Origin of the sequence: Flavobacterium sp. CF108, assembly GCF_900129795.1 — a bacterium.
In the GTDB taxonomy this organism is placed as follows: domain Bacteria; phylum Bacteroidota; class Bacteroidia; order Flavobacteriales; family Flavobacteriaceae; genus Flavobacterium.
Genome location: NZ_FQWW01000003.1, coordinates 76,879 through 99,030, shown reverse-complemented (window position 1 = coordinate 99,030; position 22,152 = coordinate 76,879). Strand labels below are relative to the sequence as shown.

Here is a 22,152-nt window from a genome sequence, read left to right as displayed (position 1 = left end):
AATTTTTGTAATTGATTTTGGGGAAAGTTAGAAATTTTCGGCCAAACCTAATCGCAATGACCAGTCGTTTTTACTAATTCCGTAATCAAGGACTAAATTACTGTTGTTTTTCTTGTTCCATTTAATACGTAATCCGGTTCCAATGGCAGGATTCCATTTTTTAAACTGATACGTATCTAACTTTGAAACAGAGGAAACATTGGTAAAAAATACAGCGCCCCAAAAACCGTTTTTAGAAATATCAGTTCGGTATTCTGTTTCAAAATAAATCAGCGCATTGCTGCGAAATCTGTTTCGGGTAAAGCCGCGTCCGGTTCTTCCGTCGCGATCCCAGCCAATACTTGGCAGATCTAAATAATGTGGTTTTCCGCCAAAGGTTGACCAATAAAAAGCTCTGTAAGCCAAAACCCGATGTTTGTATTTATGAAAAGAATGGTATTTGCGGGCATCAAAATAAATCGAATTCCATTTTTTTCCTTCCACTCCGCTTGTATTAATTCGGTAATCTGCTTCGACATATAAACCTTGTTCGGGATTTACGTTGTTTTCGCGAGAATCGTAAAGTCCCTGAATAGCAATTCCGAAGGAACTTTCGTTAGAAAAATCTCCGTTCATATATTTAGAATAATCGGTTTCTTCATCGATATACGATTCTTCAGAAATATTTTGATAATTGTCAAACAATAAACCAAGCCCAAGTCGATAATTCCCAATTATTTTTCGGGTTGCAAATTGGTAAAAGCGCCATTGCTGATAATCCAGAGTTGACATTTTTTTATCTGTATTATGTCCGCCCAGACCATACGTATCCTGCGGATAAATCATATACCGATAATCACCTATAAAATTCCAGTAATTATCCTTCGTATAAATATAGGTTTGAATGGGAAAAACATATTGTTTAGTGAAACTAAAATAAGGTGAAAACGAAACCTGAGACATTTTGGTCGTGTTGCTGTCGCCGAGATAAAAAGTGGTTAAAAAAGAAACTACTAAACCGGCATTTTTATTAGCATCGATTGGAACGGGAAGTAAAGAAAAAGCTATTTTTTTATCCTGATTTTTTCGTAACGAATCGTTTTTATTAAAAAGCTTGTACAAAACATCCAGAATATCTTTATTATTATGTGAAATGGAATCGTTTTGGCAATAGCTGAAATGCATTTGAAAAAAGAAAAAGAAACCTAATAGAAGTTTTGCATTTTTCATAACGTAAGTTTTTCAGATACAACTTCTTACAAATTTAAAATTTTATTCAGAATATACGCTTCTTTCAAAATAAATAAAAAGAAAATTCTATTTTTGAAGTAAATCAAAATCTCTTTTTCAATGAAAATCAAAGCAGTTGTTTTACTTGGTTCTCTTTTTTTTTGTGTTTGCAATTTTAAGTTCCGCTTCCGCGGAAGAAGTTTCGAACTCCAATACAGATTTAGTAAAGACCTCAACTTGGTTTATTGCTGGTCCTGCCAAAGAAAATCAGGAAACAATTAATAAAATCCGAAGAGAAAAAGGGATAATTAAAGTTACAGCAAAAGATAATCCTGTTGGAGAAATTGAGCTGAATGTGATGCTTACAGAATCTGATTCAAACGATGACAAACCAACAAATTTGTCTGAAAGCTCAAAATATCTAAGTATTACGTATAAATCATCGCATCTTGTAAAATTGCAGGCACGTGAAGGAAATGCAGAAGGAACGGGATGTGTACACGGCGGCTCGCATCCGAGAGTAGATTTACCTGCTTCTGCAAAAAAGTTCACAACCATTAAAATTCCATGGACGGATTTCAAACAAGACGGCAATCCAAATGGAAAGAGTTTAGATATTCACAATCTGTGTAAATTCAATTTTGTGAATTATAATCCGGTTTCTGGAGCGACTTTAGAGATAAAATCTGTTATTTTAAATTGAAATGAGGGTGTTTTTTTTTAACGCAAAGAGCGCAAAGGATTTTCGCAAAGTTCGCTAAGATTTTTAAGTTGTAGCTAAAAAATTAGCTGAAGTTCTCAAAGCTTTGTCAATACAAAGCTTTGAGAACTTTGCAGTTTGAAAAACTCACTTAGAAAAAAACTTTGTGAACTTTGCGAAAATCCTTTGCGCTCTTTGCGTTACAAAAATCGATTTTAATAAAACTATAAGTGAAGCTGAATCTTAAACCTGTTGAAGATTTTCATTACGAATAACATTATTGTTGAAAAAACCAGCGCCCAGATAATTCCCGGAACTCCTTCTTTGAAATATTCTGGGATAATAGAGATTTTAAAAGCGAGATTAAAATAGTAAATAATGCCCGGGAGAATATAAATCAATAACGGATTTGCTGCTGCAGGCATAAAAAAATTACTCCATTTGGTTTGTTTTTTAATTTCCATTAACCAATACAAAAAGTAAAATAAAACGGTGCAAATTCCGGCAGAAATTAATGTCCATGAAGGCGTTCCTTGTATTTTTGAGATTCCGTAATGTGGACGAAGAAAAAAGCCAACGGCGAAAAACAACACAATAAATCCTATTACGGGCCAATTGATTTTATTTTCGATTTTCTTGTCAAAAAATAACAGTGAAATTATTATTCCGGCCGTTACTAAAGTTACATGTGTTAAATGTCCGGCAATAAAATGCAGCCATTCCGGCATGACTAAACCTTTTGTCAAATTAGCCGAATTTGCGGCAACACAAACTACAAGAAAAGCAATCATCGCCCATAATCTGCCTGAAACCAGCCAATAATAAATTACAGAAATAAGATAAGCCCAGCCAATTAAACCCAAAATTCCCCACCATTTTGGCGTGATTCCTATTTTTCCGGTTTCTTCCTGAATGTATAAAAAATAAAGTGTGATTAAAACCAGTATGCCGCCGTATTGCAGTAAGTATTTTAACCAAACTGAAAAATCTTTTGGGTATTTATTCCAAATAGGAATTGGCATTGCATAAGCTAAAAGTCCCCAAAAAGCCGGCATGATTATCATTTTTGAAGCATCATAACCATATTCGGCGTTGACCATATAAATACCGATTATTATTAAGGCTACAGCACGTTTTAAAGTATGTGTCCAGATTACTTTTGGGCTGTCGCCTTTTATCAATCTGGCATTAAAGGCAAACGGAACTGACATTCCAACTATAAATAAAAAAGCAGGGAAAACTAAATCGACAAAGGTCATTGCATCGGCATCTGCGGGCATGTGTTTCATCCACTGTGGTACATTTTTGACACTTGCTAGTTCATTTACAAATATCATTACAAAAATGGTAATTCCGCGCAAAGCGTCAATCGAAATAATCCTTTGATTATATAAATTCTCTTTAATTTTCATAAAATATTACTTTTTTATCAAATATAATATAATTCTAAAATGTCAGTTACATTGTTACATAAATTTTCTTTTGCAATATTTCTTTAAAGCAGAAATAAAAACAATATCAATTCTTTACTTTTGCACTTATGCTATCATTCTTTAAATCAAAACCTTTTTTAAAAGACCTTCTGGCGGGCGATTATGTCGATATTCACTCACATTTGCTTCCGGGAATTGATGATGGCGCATCATCAATCAAAAAAACAATAAAACTCGTAAAGGCGTTTGAGGAATTGGGAATTTCTCAATTTGTTACTACGCCGCATATTAATCATTTTGTCTGGGATAATTCTGAACAGGGTATTTTAGACAAACAAAAAGAAACTGAGATTTTATTAAAAGAAGAAAACCTCAACCTTCCGTTTAAAGCCGCATCAGAGTATTTTATGGATGACTGGTTTGAAAATCATGTAAAAACAGAAAAGCTTTTAACCTTAAAGGACAATTATGTATTAGTTGAAATATCGTATTTAAGTGCGCCTTTAAACTTATACAAAATTATTTTTGAGATACAGCTTGCAGGATATATTCCGGTTTTGGCACATCCGGAACGATATTTATATTTTCATAATAACTTTGAGGAGTATGAAAAACTAAAGAAAGCAGGATGTTTATTTCAGCTTAATTTATTGGCTGTTATGGGTTATTATGGCAGCGAAATCACAAAAACTGCTGCGCTTTTATTAAAGAAAGGAATGTATAATTTTTCGGGAACCGATGTGCATCACAGTAATCATATCGAATCTTTACATCAAAAAATCAAAATAGATTCAGTTGTAAACTTAAAAGAAGTTATTGCCAATAATCAGTTTTTTAGATTCTAATTTTTCCAAATTTAAAGCATAAAAAATGCTAAGGATTCTACTGTTTTTTATTCTATCTGTTTTTTCAGTTAAAGCCCAAACTTCAGGCTGTACAGATGTGCTTTCAAAAAATTACAATCCAAATGCATTACAAAACGACGGAAGCTGTTTTTATGAAAATTTAAAACTAAAACCTGAATATTCAATTAAACTTAGCGACTCGATTAAAGAAACTTCGGGTTTAATTGCTTTTGATGATTTATTGTGGACTCATAATGATGATCACGATAAAACGATTTACGGATTAGATTCTTTAGGGAAAATCAAAAAGAAAATCATTCTGGATCAGGTTATAAATCATGACTGGGAAGAGATTTCGCAAGATAGTTCGTATTTATATATTGGAGATTTTGGGAATAATTATAACGGAAACAGAACGGATTTAAATATCCTGAAAATTGAAAAAAAATCATTTTTAGAAGGAAATCCCATTATCGAAAAAATTTCATTTCAATATACTGACCAAACTGATTTCTCGGCACAAAAACCAAATTCGACCGATTTTGACTGTGAAGCTTTTCTAGTTTCTAAAGACAGTATTTATTTGTTTTCCAAACAATGGAAATCGTCTAAAACTAGTATTTATGTTTTACCCAATCAACCCGGAAATCATATCGCACAATTTAAAAATACGCTGGACACTAAAGGTTTAGTTACGGGTGCAACTTATTTTGAAGAAAAGAAAATCGTAGCTCTTTGCGGTTATTCTAAAACGGGAAAAACATTTCTTTATCTTTTATACGATTTTAAAAACCATGATTTTTTATCGGGAAATAAACGAAAAATTGATCTCAAACTTCCATTCCATCAAATAGAAGGAATTGCGACAAAAGATGGTCTTCATTATTTTATTACCAATGAATCTTTGGTTCGAAAACCTATTTTAAATGTTCCACAGCAAATTCATTATTTAGATTTGAGCTCCCTTTTAAATCAATATGTTAATCGGCAGAAATAACGCTATTTTTCGCTCCCATTATTAAGAGCCACAAACACGTTCCGATTTCACCAAGACTTGCCGGAAGTCTTACGTATGATGATATTCCAAGTTCAGAATAATTCGAAAACAATGCATTTCCGAAGAAATTTATTAAATAACTCACGCAGCCAAGCATTAATAATATTCCGAAAAACTTGGGAATTATTCCTGATTTAAAAATTAAATATCCCAACGGAAACAGCCAAAGTCCCCAAAATACCTGAACGATTAAATTTCCGTAATCATATTGATTCAGATAAAACATTACCAGATCTTTTTCTTGCCCGCCCGAATTAATTATAGAGAGAACTGCAAATTTATTCTGCATGTTTATAAAAGAAATCGGCACGCTTACAATAGCCAAAACAACCATATATATTGCAAACGTTTTATGAACTGGCTGCAATAATTTGTACAAAACCAAAGGCAGAAACAAAAAGAAGGTGTAACAGATTAATCCGCTTACAATACCAAGTCTAAAAAGAAATTCAGAATTAACAATATTGGTAAAAGTTGCAGCAGCATCGTTCCAGACAATTAATTTTGAAGGAACGTATCCTAAACTAAAAATCCCGGTTATTACAACTACTAAATATAATAAACCTGAAATTCTTCCTGTATTTCTAAACGATAGTTTTGATTCTTGATTCATGCTTTTATCTTTAAATTTAAACTTGTTTTGGCCATTTAAGTGCAGTCCAAAATATGATTGATGTAAGGATACTTTCTATTATTGCCAGAAAAATGTAAAAACTCCACCAAGCTCCAGTTGTAGTAAATGCTATTAACAGCATTATGGCAGTATAAATAATTCCGAAAATGAGATTAAGCAAGCGGTTTATTTTTGGTTTTAAAACTACCGATACAAAAATCATTAATGCCGGAATTGTCATTAAAAGTGTCGCGAGAAATAATTTGACAGGAGAATCCAGCAATGTGTCTCCGCTTATAAAATCTTCGACTTTTTTTGGAACATAGAGCGAGAAATAATCTCCATATATATAACAAAACATTACGGAAGTCCACAATGCTGCAAGTTTGATTTTTGTGTTTATTTTAAAATCTTCAAAACTACCAGTGTTTATTTCTTTCTCACTCATATTTAAGGAATTAAATTTTCAAATATGTCGGAGATAGTTCTAAAATGTTACATGATTTTTCAACTTTAGAAAAAGATATAAATTCTAAAAGTTCAACGTAAAAGATAGTGTCCGGACGACAAGTATCATTTTGACTATTTTTTCTACTCCAGTTTTATAAATTAACTTGCTGGGTGTAGTTCATAAAAATTTTGTTTAATATATAAATGAATTACACCCAACGAGTTAATATTAGACCTATAACATCTTTTACTGCGGGTCAAGGCTTGAAGCAGGCGGTAGTGGCAGTTTCTCCGAAAACTCATTAATTTCACGATCGCTGGTGTGAATTTTACCATGCAAACCATATTCACCTAAAACCCTCATATTTGGTATATGTCGAATGGTTGTTTTTGATTCACCAGGTTCCTTGAAAGACAGATAAAGTTTTGGTCCGCTCCTAAACTTGATAATTCGTGCATCTTGGGGCAATGGTGTAGATTTTTCTATAACATTTGGAAAGATGTCCCCATCAACACCCCAATTTGAACCGAAGATAGAATTTGCAGTTTCAGGATTAGGAATGTAGCGTAATACCCCATCAATTATAAGATACACCATTCCGGTATTTGCATCATGTATACGTTTTCCGTTCAGGTCCGGGCGTTTTAGAATTGCATCTGGAGATTGTAACGGTGCATGCCTGTCGTAATTATGTTCGCTATTTGCTGGCAATGTAAGGACACTACCATAAAAGCTGTACGCTTTTATTATAGTGGCGTTAAGTATAGGTCTTATGATAGACCGTGTCGCATTCAGTTCTGTAAAACAGAGATAAAGCTCAGGCATTTCCCCGAAACGGACAATACGTGTATCTAAAGGTAAGGAAGATCCTGTCGTAATTGTTACCAAATCCAATTCATTCCGTACTCCATCACCCCATTGCTCCCCAAAAAGCCTTATTGCGACAGTAGGGTTTGGAATATAGCGAAGTATGCCATCTAATACCAGATATACCATACCGGTAAATTTGTTGGTAAATTTGTTTCCGTTGAGATCTGGTCGATAACATGGCATAAAGGTATTTAGTGTTACCAACTTTTTAATTACATCTGTGTCATTGGGAAATTCCGGAAAATCCATCGGTATTATGCCATAACGATTATTTTGCTCATTTTTAATATGGTTCAAAAGCATCTTATTGATCCCTTCAAAGTATACCCAATCTATATAACCATTGGAAAGTGCTTTAGGAAAGACACCTTGTGCGAAAATATTCCCCGTACCACTGGTAAAATTGATAAATAAACTTTCTTTATATTGCTCTCCCGCTGCCAATTTCAACGTGGGTAATATCCAGTTAATAAATTTATTTTTTGGTTGTCGCTCCTCAGAACAGCCCCAATTTTTAAATGCATCCTGAACGTAAAAAGGAGTGCCGTAATTATTGAACTCTTTCTGTGTATCAGGAGGCCAGTTATCATAAAGATCAATACCTATCTGATTTTGTTTTCCAAGCCCGAATCTTCTCAAGAGGACAATTTTGCCCCGTACAGCATCCAGCCGTGGAATCTTGGTACCAGTATAAAACAGCGCTGCTGGATGTTCATTGATGGACAACACAAAATCCTCATAAAATTTTTCCTTCTGCTCTTCATCACTAGGATCGTTCTCATTCCTTACAGACATGATAATTGTTTCGGTTTTATTGGCTGTCAGAAATGCTTGACAATCTCCCAAAACTCTTCCGCTAAAACTAATATCCATATCGGCAAAACCGTGGTACACCCATAAAACATGGTCCGTATTTGCTTGTATGCCCCGCTTGAGCCTAATATCCAAAAACCTGATACCAGAATTTAACTGTGTAGGCAAATCCATTGTTTGGCATTTTGCCAGATAATTTATGTCAGATGCAGGATAAGTACCGCTGTCATGAGTTCCGGGAATAGTGAGCTCGAATATTTTTTTACGGCCGTCAATGTATTTCATCCATTGTGAAAAGAAGCCGTATGTTGGTTCGTAAGACTGGTTTTTCATACAATTAATTAAAGTTATGATATACTGATAAAAATAAGAAAAAAACTACCAATAAAATCCCGTATAAGTACCTGATTATTATTTTTTAAAACAACCGAAGTACTAGATTATCAAACCATTATATATTCAATATCAATATGTAAAGCTATACTGGATATCCAGTACCAAGTGACACTTCAACCAAGCAGTTTAGAATTTCCACTAACAAATTCAAGCATAATAGTTTGTCTGTAATGAAAAATTTGTTTCAAAATCAAAATGGCTGCTACTGTTTCTCAGCCTAAAATCATAGTGATGTATTAACCTAAATACAGAAGCCTAAATCAACCTAACATGAGTTTTAATATTAGATAGTCTATCTATCTTTTTTTGTTCCATTCAAAGGAGTATCTTTGCACTCTCGTAATTAAACTCCTATTTAAAATTAGAGACCTAATTAGAGACCTCTTTGATTTTAAAAACATAAAAAGCCTTGTTAGGCAATAAATTACAATGAATTACCTATCTGTAGAAAATATATCGAAGTCATTTGGCGAAAGAGTCCTTTTTGACAACATTTCATTTGGAATCAACAAAGACCAAAAAATCGCTTTTATTGCTAAAAATGGTTCTGGTAAAACCACCATTATGAGCATTATTAATGGCTTAGACGAACCGGATACGGGACAAGTTGTTTTGAGAAAAGGAATTAGAATGGCGTTTCTTTCGCAAGACAATAATCTACAGGATGAACTTACGATTGAAGAAAGCATTTTTGCATCTGATAACGAAACGCTTAAAATAATCGAGGCTTACGAGAAAGCACTTGAAAATCCAAATGACGAAGAAGCGTATCAAAAAGCTTTTGACGGAATGGATCAGCATAATGCGTGGGATTTTGAAACGCAGTACAAGCAAATTTTATTTAAATTAAAACTGGAAGATTTTAAACTAAAAGTAAAAAATCTTTCGGGAGGACAAAAAAAGCGTCTTTCATTGGCTATCATATTAATCAATCGCCCTGATTTATTGATTCTGGATGAGCCAACCAACCATTTAGATCTTGAAATGATCGAATGGCTTGAAAGTTATTTTGCTAAAGAAAATATTACATTGTTTATGGTAACGCACGACCGTTTCTTTTTAGAGCGTGTCTGCAACGAAATCATCGAATTAGACAACGGAAAATTATACCAATACAAAGGAAATTACTCTTATTATTTAGAGAAAAAAGAAGAAAGAATTACTTCTGAAAATTCGAGTATTGACAAAGCTAAAAACTTATTTGTTAAAGAATTAGAATGGATGCGCCGCCAGCCAAAAGCGAGAACAACCAAATCTAAATCGCGTCAGGATGACTTTTATGTAATTAAAGAAAAAGCTCAAAGCCGACGTAAAGAAAATAAAGTGGAGCTTGAAATTAATATGGAAAGAATGGGAAGCAAAATTATTGAGCTTCATAAACTTTCTAAAAAATTCAAGGAAAAAGTAATTCTGGATCATTTTAGTTTTGATTTTCAGCGTGGCGAAAGAATTGGAATTATTGGTAAAAACGGAACTGGAAAATCTACTTTTTTAAATCTTCTTACAGGAACAATACCGCCAGACAGCGGTCGAGTTGTAAAAGGAGATACTATTAAAATTGGTTATTACACGCAATCTGGAATTAACCCAAAACCGGGTCAGCGTGTTATTGATATTATTAAGGAATACGGAGAATATATTCCGCTTGCAAAAGGGAAAATTATTTCGGCTTCGCAATTGTTAGAGCGTTTTCTTTTTGATGCTAAAAAACAATACGATTATGTTGAAAAATTAAGCGGAGGAGAATTAAAACGTCTATATTTATGTACGGTTTTAATTCAGAATCCGAACTTTTTGATTCTCGATGAGCCAACAAACGATTTGGATATTGTAACGTTAAACGTTTTGGAAAGTTTTCTTTTAGATTATCCGGGATGTTTATTGGTTGTTTCGCACGACCGTTACTTCATGGATAAAATTGTTGATCATTTATTTGTTTTTAGAGGACAAGGCGAAATCGAAAATTTCCCTGGAAACTATTCTGATTTCCGTGCTTATGAAGACAGTGCCGACGTAGCTCAAAAAGAAGAAAACAAGGCCGAAAAGAAAGACTGGAAGCAAAATAATCCAACCGGAAATTTGAGCTTTAACGAGCAAAAAGAATATCAAAAAATCGAAAGAGAAATCAAAGATTTAGAAATCGAAAAAACTAAAATCGAGCAATTATTCGCTGACGGAAAAGTTGCCGATGCGGATATCGAGAAAAAAGCAAATGAGCTTCAAAATATAATTAATAAAATCGAAGCGAAAGAAGAACGCTGGTTTGAACTTTCTGCTAAAATCGAAGGATAAGTTTATTACACAGAGATTCACAAAGAAAGCACAGAGGTGCACGAAATTTTTTGTGAATCTTTGCGTTTTCTTTGTGAATCTCTGTGAAACCAAATATTTAATTATTTCAAAAAAATAAAATATGAAACAACTTTTAACAGCATTATTAGCATTGACTCTTTTCGTTTCTTGTTCTAAAGATAAAGATGAAGTTAAAGATTATACAGCTCAAAATGAGCAAGAAATAAAAGATTACTTGGCTAAAAATAACTTAACTGCAACAAGAACAGATTCTGGTTTGTATTATATTATAGATGAACCGGGTGAAGGCGAAAAATTCCCTGATCCTAATTCAAATGTAACGGTTGTTTACAAAGGTTATTTTACAAACGGAAATGTGTTTGATGAAAGTGACAAAAATGTAGCAGAAGAAGATAAAAAAGGAGTTGCATTTGGTTTAAATCAGGTAATTCAAGGCTGGAAAGAAGGAATCCCGTTTTTTAAACCGGGAGGAAAAGGTGTTCTTTTAGTTCCTGCACATTTAGGTTACGGAAGCAAAAATTATAATGGAATTCCAGGCGGATCTGTTTTGATATTTGACATAACATTAAAATCGATTAATTAAGATATTTTCAAAATTTCGGCATGCTTTTTCAAATCAAATCTTATTTAAAATTTCTTTGGAATTCTAAAAACGAACACGGTGTTCATTCGCCTTTTGTTTTTAGTTTACTTACCAAATGCTTTTATGATAAGAAACCGAAACGCGAATATCTGATCCTAAAAAATTATAGAAAATCGCTTCTTGAAAATAAAAATTTTATTGAAGTAACTGATTTTGGCGCAGGCTCTAAAGTTTTTAAATCAAACAGAAGACAGATTTCTAAAATCGCATCTACAGCCGGAATTTCTCCAAAAAGAGCTGAATTATTATTTCGCGTTACTAATTATTTTCAACCAAAAAATATTCTTGAAATTGGAACTTCTTTAGGTTTGGCAACCGCTGCCCTTGCTCTTGGAAATACAGATGCAAAAGTTATTACAATTGAAGGCTGTCCAAACACAGCAAATACGGCCCAAAATCAATTAGATAAATTTGACTGCAAAAATGTCGAAAATATAATCTCAGAATTTGAATCTTTTTTAATTTCAGAGAATCTAAACTCTAAAAGCTATGATCTAATATACTTCGACGGAAATCATTCAAAAAAAGCAACTTTAACTTATTTTGAAATTTTATTGCAAACAATAAATAACGATTCTGTGTGGATTTTTGACGACATACATTGGTCGCCTGAAATGGAAGAAGCTTGGGAGATTATAAAAAATCATCCAAAAGTAAAAGTTACGATCGATACTTTTCAATGGGGTTTTGTATTTTTTAGATACGAACAGGAAAAAGAACATTTTGTGATTCGCGCCTAACAAATTTCAGTATACAATTTTTATTACATTTGTTACCATACGAAGTTTATATGAATGCAATAAAAATTGATACACCTTTACAATATTCAATAGCTGTAACTGAATTTCTTTCAGACAATCCAAATGCCAATTGTGTTATTATTGCTTCTGCCACAGGAGTTAAGCAAAATTATTATCAGAATTTTTCAAAGTTTTTATCTAAAAACAATTATTCTGTTTTCACTTTTGATTACGGAGGAATTGGCGATTCAAAACCAGAATCTCTAAAGAAGTTTTCTACAACAGCCACAAATTGGGCACAAAACGACTTTGAAAGTGTGGTTCAGTATGTCAAAAATAAAAATCCAGACAGCAAAATATTCATCATAACACACAGTATTGGCGGTCAGCTTATAGGTTTAGTTCCTTCAAATAATTTATTTGAAGGCGTAATCATGGCTGTATCACAATCTGGAAGCTGGATTCACTGGAAAGGATTTGAAAGACTAAAAATGCAATTTTTGTGGTATGTTACTATACCTTTATTTTGCAGAATTTTCAATTATCTGCCTTCCAGCCATTTTACCCGCATGGAAGATTTACCAAAAGAAATGGCTCTGGAATGGGCAAAATGGTGTAAAAAACCAAATTATCATTTTGATTGTATCGACAATGTAAAAGAGCATTATGATAAAATTAAATGTAAAATTATTTCTTATAGTATCGATAATGATTTTTATGCAACTGTCCCGGCAGTAAATTGGATTGCTTCACAATTTAAAAATGCTGAAGTAACCAGAACGCATTTAAAAGCCGAAGAATTTGGCGTAAAAGATATTGGCCATTTTGGCTTCTTTAAAAATAAATTTAAAGAGAGTATTTGGAAACTTTTTTTAGACGATTTAAGGAAATTTGAGAATTAAGCTCTTTTAGAAATTTTACAATAAAAAAATGGCAATCATTTCTGATTGCCATTTTTTTCTAATTCAAAATATTTACAATTATTTTTTAGCCTCTTTATTTTCTTCAGATTTTGCACCCATTCTGTTAACAGTATACATTGGTGCAAATTTAATTTTTAGACCGGCAATTTTTCTATTATCTTCTGCTGTAAGTCCTTCTTTTTCAACTGTATTTTTACGGCTGTCAAGTGCTTCATACATCAGTTTAACTTCATCCCAGTCTTCTCTTGAATATTTATCTTTGTTATCTTCAACAGTATGAACAAATTGTTGGTACACACTGTGAATATTTTGAGCATTAACCCAGTCAAAGTTCATATCATCGCCAATTTTTCCTTCACCAAATAAGGCGTTTCTTAATTGTTGTTTCGGACTTGGAGCTGGAGGGGCAAAAACGGTGGTCATCTCATTTTTAAACTCTTCATATTTAACTTTACTTGCATTTATTTTTTCGGTCGCAGCCGAATTATCTTTTAAATCTGCTAACGCTGCCTGAGCTTCCTGAGATCTTCTATCATATTCAGCATCAACTGCTTTCCAGTCTGCTTTTAAATTTTCTGCTGAAACATTTTTAACTGAATCAACGTAAGCTGCATAAGCGTCAACTTTTTTCTGAGCTTGTTCTTGTTTTTCATCTTTACACGATGTAAAGCTTAATGCAATTAATGCGATTCCTAATACCATTTGAATATTTTTCATAATACTGATTGTTTTAATTAATTATAATCAAATTTACCAAATAACTAACCAAACAAATTACATTATTGTCATGTTTGAAATTTTAAAAACATTTTAATACTATAAAATTCATAAAATAATGACAATTATGCAAAATCAATCGAAAATGATATAACCGTTTCTGCTTTAAAAAACATATTTATTTTAATACATATCTATTAAAAAGCTTTTGTAACAAAATCCATTTCTAAACTACTTATCATTTTTATGAAAAGTGTTTTGTACTTTTAAATCCAAAATTGTAAAACGAAATGGCAAATCCATTAATTAAAATAACCGACATAAGACGAAATTTTGTACTTGGTAATGAAATCGTCTATGTTTTAAAAGGAATTGATTTAGAAATCAACAAAGGCGAATACGTCGCTTTAATGGGGCCTTCGGGATCTGGAAAATCAACTTTAATGAATTTATTAGGTTGCTTGGATACACCAACTTCCGGACGTTATGTTTTGAACGGAAAAGATGTGAGCCAAATGCGTGATGACGAACTAGCCGGAATTCGTAATACAGAAATCGGATTTGTTTTTCAAACTTTTAATCTTTTACCAAGAACTACGGCTTTAGATAATGTTGCATTACCTATGATTTATGCCGGATATTCAAAATCGGACAGAAATGCGAGAGCTACTGAGGTTTTAACACAAGTAAATCTAGCTGACAGAATGGATCACCAGCCAAATCAGTTATCTGGAGGACAACGCCAGCGTGTTGCCATTGCCCGTGCTTTGGTCAACAAACCTTCGATTATTTTAGCCGATGAACCAACAGGAAACTTAGACAGTAAAACTTCTGTAGAAATCATGAAACTTTTTGGAGATATTCATGCACAAGGAAATACAGTAATCTTAGTAACTCACGAAGAAGATATCGCTGCCTACGCACACCGTGTTATTCGTTTGCGTGATGGTTTAATTGAAAGCGACACGACGAAATAATTTTAGATTGTAGATTTTAGATTTCAGATTGAATCCTGTAAATCTAAAATCTAAAATCTAAAATCAGAAATCTAAAATCTAAAATAACCATGAAAGTATATACCAAAACAGGCGACAAAGGAACAACGGCTCTTTTTGGAGGCACGCGCGTTCCTAAAGATCATATCAGGATTGACAGTTATGGAACTGTTGATGAACTTAATTCTTATATAGGATTAATTCGCGATCAGGAAATAGATTCGCATTATAAAACTATTTTAATAGAAATTCAGGATCGTCTTTTTACTGTAGGCGCCATTTTGGCAACTCCGCAGGAAAAAGAGGTTTTAAAAAACGGAGAACTCCGCTTAAAAAATCTCGGAATAATTGACTCAGATATCGAATTACTCGAAAACGAAATAGATAAAATGGAAGAAAGTCTTCCGCAAATGACTCATTTTGTTTTACCAGGCGGACACCCAACCGTGTCACATTGTCATATAGCGCGCTGTATATGTCGTCGAGCAGAACGTTTGGCAGTACATTTAAGCCATAATGAACACGTTCCTGAAATCGCAATTATGTACTTAAACCGACTTTCTGACTACCTTTTTGTCTTGGCACGGAAGTTGTCGTTTGACTTAAAAGCGGAGGAAGTGAAATGGATTCCGAGAAAGTAAAATTTTAGATTTTAGACTTAAGATTTTAGATTTTTCAAGATTCTATAAATCTAAAATTAACAATCTAAAATCTGCAATTAACAGGACGTTCTTAAATTTTATTAAAATAAATCAAATTTTACTTGTCTTTTTCAGTAAAAAATTTATTTTTGCACAAACTAAACAGATAACAGATGTATTGGACATTAGAATTAGCATCTTATTTAAGTGATGCGCCATGGCCTGCTAACAAAGACGAACTTATTGACTACGCTATTAGAGCTGGTGCTCCATTAGAAGTAGTAGAAAACCTTCAGTCAATAGAAGACGAAGGCGAGATATATGAATCAATGGAAGAAATTTGGCCTGATTATCCAACAGACGAAGATTATCTTTGGAATGAGGATGAATATTAAAAAATAAACCAAAGGAAAAAGTCTCATCATAGAGGCTTTTTTTTTGGTTCAAATACATATTATATAATAAAGAAATACAAATAAATTATGAGTTTCATAAATAGCATCATTAAGGTCTTTGTAGGTGATAAATCTCAAAAAGATGTCAAAGCTTTACAACCTTACTTAAACAAAATTAAGACTTTCGAAACTAGTTTAATGGGTTTATCTCATGACGAACTAAGAGCGAGAACCGCTTATTTTAAAGAAAAAATTAAAGAAGCAAGGGCAGATAAAGATGCAAAAATCGCTTCTCTAAAAGCTGAAGTTGAAAATATTGAGGATATCGACAAAAGAGAAGATATTTATGATGCAATAGACGCTCTTGAAAAAGAAGCTTATGAAATCTCTGAAAAAACTTTATTGGAAATTCTTCCAGAAGCGTTTTCTGTAGTAAAAGAAACGGCTCGTCGTTTCAAAGAAAACTCTCATATCGAGGTTACTGCAACTGCAAAAGACCGCGAATTCTCTGCAACAAAACCATATATTACAATTGACGGTGAAAAATCTGTTTGGGCTAACAAATGGAATGCTGCCGGAAAAGACATTACTTGGGACATGATTCACTATGATGTTCAGTTGATTGGTGGAATGGTTCTGCACGAAGGTAAAGTTGCCGAAATGCAAACGGGTGAAGGTAAAACTTTGGTTGCTACACTTCCATTATACTTAAACGCTTTGACAGGAAACGGAGTTCACTTAGTAACGGTGAATGACTACTTAGCAAAACGTGACAGCACGTGGAAAGCGCCTTTATTCGAATTCCACGGTTTATCTGTAGATTGTATCGATAATCACCAGCCAAGTACAGAACAAAGAAAGAAAGCTTACGATGCTGATATCACTTATGGAACCAACAACGAATTTGGTTTTGACTACTTAAGAGATAACATGGCGCACTCGCCTAGTGATTTAGTTCAAAGAAAACACAATTATGCTATTGTCGACGAGGTCGATTCTGTATTAATTGATGATGCAAGAACACCGCTTATTATTTCAGGACCAGTTCCGCAGGGAGATCGTCATGAATTTAACGAGTTGAAACCAAAAATCGAAAACTTAGTTGCACAACAACGTCAGTTGGCGAATGGTTTCTTGGCAGATGCTAAAAAATTAATCAAAGAAGGAAATACTAAAGAAGGCGGATTCTTATTGTTAAGAGCTTACAGAAGTTTACCTAAAAATAAAGCATTAATTAAATTTTTAAGTGAAGAAGGAATTAAACAATTGCTTCAAAAAACTGAAAATCAATACATGCAGGATAACAATCGCGAAATGCATAAAGTGGATGAAGCTTTGTATTTTGTAATTGAAGAAAAAAACAATCAAGTTGAATTGACTGATAACGGTATCCAATACCTTTCAGGAGATACAGATGCTGACTTTTTCGTGCTTCCGGATATTGGAACTGAAATTGCTGCAATCGAAAAACAAAAACTGGACAAAGACGGTGAAGCAGAAGCTAAAGAAAGATTATTCCAGGATTTTGGAGTAAAAAGCGAGCGTATTCACACTCTTACCCAGCTTTTAAAAGCGTATGCTCTTTTTGAAAAAGATGTAGAATACGTTATCATGGACAACAAAATTATGATTGTCGATGAGCAAACAGGTCGTATCATGGATGGTCGTCGTTATTCTGACGGTTTACACCAAGCGATCGAAGCTAAAGAAAACGTAAAAATCGAAGCTGCAACGCAGACTTTTGCAACAGTTACATTACAGAATTATTTCAGAATGTACAGCAAATTAGGTGGTATGACGGGTACAGCGGTTACAGAAGCTGGAGAGTTATGGCAGATTTACAAATTGGATGTTGTTGAAATTCCAACTAACCGTCCAATTTCAAGACACGATAAAGAAGATTATATCTATAAAACTACACGTGAGAAATTCAACGCTGTAATTGAAGACGTTACCGAATTATCAAACGCTGGAAGGCCAGTATTGATTGGAACAACTTCTGTAGAGATTTCAGAATTATTAAGCCGTATGCTTAAAATGAGAGGAATCACTCATAACGTATTGAATGCTAAAATGCACAAGCAAGAGGCACAAATCGTTGAAGAAGCTGGTAAAGCCGGAGTTGTAACTATTGCAACAAACATGGCTGGTCGTGGTACCGATATTAAATTATCTCCAGAAGTAAAAGCTGCCGGAGGTTTAGCAATCGTGGGTACAGAACGTCATGATTCACGTCGTGTTGACAGACAGTTACGTGGTCGTTCTGGTCGTCAGGGAGATCCGGGAAGTTCTCAATTTTATGTTTCTCTTGAAGATAACCTAATGCGTTTATTTGGTTCTGAAAGAGTTGCTAAAGTGATGGACAGAATGGGATTGAAAGAAGGTGAAGTTATTCAGCATTCTATGATGACTAAATCTATCGAACGTGCTCAGAAAAAAGTAGAAGAAAACAACTTTGGTGTCCGTAAACGTTTATTAGAATATGATGACGTTATGAACTCTCAGCGTGAAGTAGTTTACAAACGTCGTCGTCACGCATTGTTTGGCGAGCGTTTAAAACTGGATATCGCTAATATGCTTTATGATACCTGCGAATTAATTGTAAGCAACAATAAAATTGCAAATGATTTTAAAAGTTTTGATTTTGACTTAATTCGTTATTTCGGAATTACTTCTCCAATTTCAGAAGCTGATTTCCAAAAATTATCAGACATTGAAGTTACTGGAAAAGTATACAAAGAAGCTTTAACTTTCTACACTGAAAAAACAGAAAGAAGCGCAAGAGAAGCTTTCCCAATTATTAGAGGAGTTTATGAAGAGCCAAACAACCATTTCGAAAGAATTGTAGTTCCTTTTACAGACGGAATCAAAACTTTGAATGTTGTTACAGACTTGAAAAAAGCTTACGAAAGCGAAGGAGCGCAATTAATTGCTGATTTCGAGAAAAACATCACACTTTCTATTGTTGATGAGGCTTGGAAAAAACACTTACGTAAAATGGACGAATTGAAACAATCTGTTCAATTGGCTGTTCACGAACAAAAAGATCCATTACTTATCTATAAATTAGAAGCTTTCAACTTGTTTAGAGGAATGTTAGACAACGTTAATAAAGAAGTTATTTCATTCTTGTTTAAAGGTGATTTACCAGCTCAAAACGTTACTTCTGAAATTCACGAAGCAAGAGAAGTTCGTCAAAAAGAGAATTTACAATTAAGCAAAGACGAAATTCCTAACAGTGAAAGCATCAACCGCGAAGCTGGAGAAACACAACAACGTCAGGTTACAGAAACGATTGTGAGAGATATGCCAAAAATCAATCGTAATGATACTGTAACAGTTCAGGAAGTTGCAACTGGTAAAACAGAAACAATGAAATTCAAAAAAGCAGAAACTCTTTTAGCTTCTGGAGCTTGGGTTATTGTTAAGGAATAATTTTTTAGTATTCAGTGTTCAGGTTTTTAGTGTTCAGTTACAGTTTTTAGACTGATACTCAAATTATATATCAAACCCGACAGGTTTTTAAAACCTGTCGGGTTTTTAGTTTACAAACCGGACTGAACACTAAAAACCTGAACACTGAACACTTTCAAAAAAAACTTTTCCCGAAACTCTTGGTAATAAATGCGAATTAAATGTATTTTTGCATTCGAAACATAGAAATAGCGTTTTGAAACGATTTTTGATCATATTGCTTTCATGTACACTTTTACTGCCTTCTTTTGGCAGCTTCTTTGTTTACACTTCTTTCAAACTTAATCAGGAAGAAATTTCAAAAACGATTTGCGTACAGCGAAAAATGGTTTTTAATTCCTGTAACGGTCGATGCGAACTTCAAAAAAGTTTAAAAAAATACGCTGATAACGAAAAAAGAATGCAAAACAACCTGAAAGAAAAAGCAGAAGTTGTTTACATTCAACATACTACTACGACTAATTTTAAATTAGTAACTCCAATTGAATCAAGAGCAAAAATCTTTGCTTCTTTTGATACAAAACCTATTTCGATTTCAAACACTACGTTTCGACCTCCATCCTATTTTATATAAATTTCTGATAACCGCTTTTCAATCGTTTTTGAAAAGATTTTTTCTTGTCGTCAAGTCAGGAAAAGCACACGTTACTTTAAAATTTATATAAATTTAAAATGAAAAAAATATACATTATCCTATTACTTATAGGACAATTTGTCTTTGCGCAGAACAAGCCAGAAAAAGACACAACAAAATCTCAAGAGCTTGAAAACGTCTTTATAACTGCCAACAGAACTGCTACTAAACGCAAAGAAACTCCTGTTGCAATTAGCAAATTAACAGCCAAAACTATTAACGAAACTAAGGCTACTGCTGTTTATGAAATTATAAACAAAACGCCGGGAGTTTTAATGGTTAACTTAGGAAACGAACAGCACATGATGTCTATTCGTCAGCCAATGACAACAAATGCTTATTATTTATATCTCGAAGACGGCTTGCCAATTCGCCCAATGGGAATCTTCAATCACAATGCTTTATTAGAAATCAATCAATATAATCTGCAAAGTATTGAAGTGGTAAAAGGTCCGGTTTCTTCTTTATACGGCCCTGAGGCTGTGGGCGGAACAATCAATTTAATTTCGATAAAACCACCTGTTGATCCCGAATTTAAATTTGGAGTTCAGGCAGATAATTATGGATACAGAAGATTTCAGGCTGCCGGCGGTGCAACCGTAGGAAAAGTTGGTTTTCATATTGCCGGAATTTCGAGTTTACAGGAAAATGGCTGGATGACTTATTCTGATTACAACAAAGATAATTTGAATGCGAGAATCGATTATAACATCTCTCCTTCTACCCGATTAATAAGCAATACGATGTATGGAAAATATTATTCGGATATGAGCGGAACGGTTAACGAAGACGCTTTCAATAACAGAACTTATAAAAGCACTTCTAATTTTACTTATAGAAAATCTGATGCTTTAAGAACTCGTTTAACGCTTGAACACGATTGGAACAGTAATTCAAGCAGTTATATTACAGCTTATTTACGTGATAATAAATTAGGTCAAAATCCTTCTTACGGAATTAAATGGAGCCCGACTGTAAATCCTACAACTGCTAAAGGTGAAGTAAATTCAAATAACTTTAAAAGTTACGGAGCAATTGGACAGCACACTCAAAAATTTGATTTTCTAAATACAAAACTTGTGGCTGGTGCTTTATATGATTATTCTCCAGTTACGTATTGGTCTTATGTAATTGATTTGAAAGCTAATTTAAATCCGGGAGAAGCTGGTAAACAAACTGTTGATTCTTATGAAATAATTGCTGAACATCCAGATTCAAAATTAGCAGATTATATGGCAGATATTTTCAACTCAGCAGGATACGCGCAATTGAGTATTAATCCAATTGAACAATTAATATTTACAGTTGGCGGTCGATACGACAACATGAAAGTAGACTATGATAATGCTTTAGACAAATCTACAGGAAGCAAAGTCTACGATAAATTCACTTTTAAACTAGGTGCAAATTTTAATCCAGTTGAGTTTGCAGGCTTTTATGGCAATTATTCTCAAGGTTTTGCACCTCCCGGAATTACCTCTATTTTTAGAACTAAACCCGGAACTGGAGGAACAACAGGCGTTCCAGCTGATTTTTATTACAATTTAGAACCGGCAACTTTTGATAATTATGAAGTGGGCGGATGGCTTTCTTTCCTTCAAAACAAATTAAATTTTGATTATGCCTTTTATTATATGGAAGGCAAAAATGAGTTACTAAACATTAAACTTCCGGATAACTCAACAGATTATCGTTCAGCAGGAGAAACGGGTCATAAAGGAGTTGAATTTGGAGCTTCATATCGTCCTTCGCAGCAATTTAATTTTCGCTTGGGCGGAACTTACGCGCAGCATACTTATATCGATTTTAAACTTTCGGACAAACCAACCGATCCTGTTCAGGATTTAAATGGAAAAGAAATGCCGGCTGCTCCAAAATGGTCTGGAAATTCAGAGGTAAGTTATTATCCAAACTGGCTTCCTAATTTAAGGACTTCTATCGAATGGCAGCTTGTGGGAAGTTATTACCAAGATCAGATCAATACGGTAAAATACGACGGTTATAACATTTTCAATGCAAGAGTTGGTTATCAATGGAAAGGAATTGAAGTATACGGAAACGTAATGAACCTTACTGATAAATTATACGCTTACAACGTTTCGAGAGCTAATACCACAAACGCACAGCCAACATATACGGCGGCAGCTCCAAGAACATTTGTATTTGGAATTCAGTACAATTTTTCATTAAAAAAATAAAATTATTTGCCCACAGATTTCACGGATTAAAAGGATTAATCACAGAGTTTTTAAATAAAAAAATCATTTTAATCCGTGAAATCTGTGGCAAA

The 22,152-nt window shown here is 33.6% G+C and carries 19 protein-coding genes; 13 read left to right on the top strand and 6 right to left on the bottom strand.

All coding sequences use genetic code 11. The features are described from left to right. Window positions 1-27 precede the first annotated feature (27 nt). Window positions 28-1,209 carry a BamA/TamA family outer membrane protein gene (locus tag BUE10_RS09060; protein WP_234984727.1) on the bottom strand — a complete coding sequence of 394 codons (1,182 nt, stop codon included), beginning with the start codon at window positions 1,207-1,209 and terminating at the stop codon, window positions 28-30. A gap of 163 nt (window positions 1,210-1,372) precedes the next feature. Here BUE10_RS09060 and BUE10_RS09055 point away from each other — a divergent pair, with 163 nt between their 5' ends. Beyond that, a complete protein-coding gene (locus BUE10_RS09055) occupies window positions 1,373-1,912 on the top strand; it encodes a hypothetical protein (protein ID WP_073485238.1) in 540 nt (179 codons plus the stop codon). Window positions 1,913-2,133: 221 nt separating this feature from the next. Here the strand turns inward: BUE10_RS09055 and BUE10_RS09050 are convergent, their stop codons facing one another. Next, window positions 2,134-3,321: a DUF5009 domain-containing protein gene (locus BUE10_RS09050; RefSeq protein ID WP_073484401.1), complete on the bottom strand. Its 1,188-nt coding sequence runs from the start codon at window positions 3,319-3,321 to the stop codon at window positions 2,134-2,136. A gap of 128 nt (window positions 3,322-3,449) precedes the next feature. Here BUE10_RS09050 and BUE10_RS09045 point away from each other — a divergent pair, with 128 nt between their 5' ends. Then, the gene (locus tag BUE10_RS09045) at window positions 3,450-4,187 is read left to right on the top strand and encodes a tyrosine-protein phosphatase (protein ID WP_073484399.1); all 738 of its coding nucleotides are present in this window, start codon (window positions 3,450-3,452) and stop codon (window positions 4,185-4,187) included. A 25-nt stretch (window positions 4,188-4,212) separates the two neighbouring features. Next, window positions 4,213-5,184, top strand: coding sequence for a hypothetical protein (locus BUE10_RS09040; protein ID WP_073484396.1), 972 nt, complete (start codon window positions 4,213-4,215; stop codon window positions 5,182-5,184). Here the strand turns inward: BUE10_RS09040 and BUE10_RS09035 are convergent. From BUE10_RS09035 to BUE10_RS09025, 3 genes are all read right to left on the bottom strand, one after another. Then, window positions 5,168-5,857 carry a DUF4386 domain-containing protein gene (locus BUE10_RS09035; protein WP_073484394.1) on the bottom strand — a complete coding sequence of 230 codons (690 nt, stop codon included), beginning with the start codon at window positions 5,855-5,857 and terminating at the stop codon, window positions 5,168-5,170. The two genes, BUE10_RS09040 and BUE10_RS09035, sit on opposite strands and share 17 nt — an antisense overlap. A gap of 16 nt (window positions 5,858-5,873) precedes the next feature. Next, entirely contained in the window at window positions 5,874-6,305 is a 432-nt protein-coding gene (locus tag BUE10_RS09030; protein WP_073484392.1) for a DUF6326 family protein, read from the bottom strand. A gap of 249 nt (window positions 6,306-6,554) precedes the next feature. After that, entirely contained in the window at window positions 6,555-8,324 is a 1,770-nt protein-coding gene (locus BUE10_RS09025) for a phosphatidylinositol-specific phospholipase C (RefSeq protein ID WP_073484390.1), read from the bottom strand. Between the two features lie 492 nt (window positions 8,325-8,816). On the opposite strand from BUE10_RS09025, the gene BUE10_RS09020 reads away from it, so the two are divergent. The 4 genes from BUE10_RS09020 to BUE10_RS09005 all read left to right on the top strand — a co-directional run bounded on the left by BUE10_RS09020 (window position 8,817) and on the right by BUE10_RS09005 (window position 12,985). After that, window positions 8,817-10,679, top strand: a complete 1,863-nt coding sequence (locus BUE10_RS09020; RefSeq protein WP_073484387.1) for an ABC-F family ATP-binding cassette domain-containing protein — start codon at window positions 8,817-8,819, stop codon at window positions 10,677-10,679. A gap of 121 nt (window positions 10,680-10,800) precedes the next feature. Next, entirely contained in the window at window positions 10,801-11,283 is a 483-nt protein-coding gene (locus BUE10_RS09015; protein ID WP_073484385.1) for an FKBP-type peptidyl-prolyl cis-trans isomerase, read from the top strand. A 20-nt stretch (window positions 11,284-11,303) separates the two neighbouring features. Beyond that, the gene (locus BUE10_RS09010) at window positions 11,304-12,083 is read left to right on the top strand and encodes an O-methyltransferase (RefSeq protein WP_073484383.1); all 780 of its coding nucleotides are present in this window, start codon (window positions 11,304-11,306) and stop codon (window positions 12,081-12,083) included. A gap of 50 nt (window positions 12,084-12,133) precedes the next feature. Further along, window positions 12,134-12,985 (top strand): alpha/beta hydrolase family protein, encoded by an 852-nt coding sequence (locus BUE10_RS09005; RefSeq protein ID WP_073484381.1) that lies wholly within the window; start codon window positions 12,134-12,136, stop codon window positions 12,983-12,985. 78 nt (window positions 12,986-13,063) lie between these two features. On the opposite strand, the gene BUE10_RS09000 is transcribed toward BUE10_RS09005, so the two are convergent. Next, complete coding sequence (locus BUE10_RS09000) at window positions 13,064-13,723, bottom strand: DUF6565 domain-containing protein (protein ID WP_073484379.1); 660 nt, start codon at window positions 13,721-13,723, stop codon at window positions 13,064-13,066. A gap of 290 nt (window positions 13,724-14,013) precedes the next feature. Between BUE10_RS09000 and BUE10_RS08995 the strand changes: the two genes are divergently transcribed. From BUE10_RS08995 to BUE10_RS08970, 6 genes are all read left to right on the top strand, one after another. Continuing rightward, window positions 14,014-14,700 carry an ABC transporter ATP-binding protein gene (locus BUE10_RS08995; RefSeq protein ID WP_073484377.1) on the top strand — a complete coding sequence of 229 codons (687 nt, stop codon included), beginning with the start codon at window positions 14,014-14,016 and terminating at the stop codon, window positions 14,698-14,700. 89 nt (window positions 14,701-14,789) lie between these two features. Continuing rightward, window positions 14,790-15,359, top strand: a complete 570-nt coding sequence (locus BUE10_RS08990) for a cob(I)yrinic acid a,c-diamide adenosyltransferase (RefSeq protein ID WP_073484375.1) — start codon at window positions 14,790-14,792, stop codon at window positions 15,357-15,359. Between the two features lie 173 nt (window positions 15,360-15,532). Further along, window positions 15,533-15,754: a DUF2795 domain-containing protein gene (locus BUE10_RS08985; RefSeq protein WP_007138072.1), complete on the top strand. Its 222-nt coding sequence runs from the start codon at window positions 15,533-15,535 to the stop codon at window positions 15,752-15,754. 87 nt (window positions 15,755-15,841) lie between these two features. Beyond that, window positions 15,842-19,189 (top strand): preprotein translocase subunit SecA, encoded by a 3,348-nt coding sequence (secA, locus tag BUE10_RS08980; protein WP_073484373.1) that lies wholly within the window; start codon window positions 15,842-15,844, stop codon window positions 19,187-19,189. 235 nt (window positions 19,190-19,424) lie between these two features. Then, window positions 19,425-19,802 (top strand): hypothetical protein, encoded by a 378-nt coding sequence (locus BUE10_RS08975; RefSeq protein WP_073484371.1) that lies wholly within the window; start codon window positions 19,425-19,427, stop codon window positions 19,800-19,802. Window positions 19,803-19,900: 98 nt separating this feature from the next. After that, window positions 19,901-22,060: a TonB-dependent receptor gene (locus BUE10_RS08970; protein ID WP_073484368.1), complete on the top strand. Its 2,160-nt coding sequence runs from the start codon at window positions 19,901-19,903 to the stop codon at window positions 22,058-22,060. The last annotated feature ends 92 nt before the right edge of the window (window positions 22,061-22,152 follow it).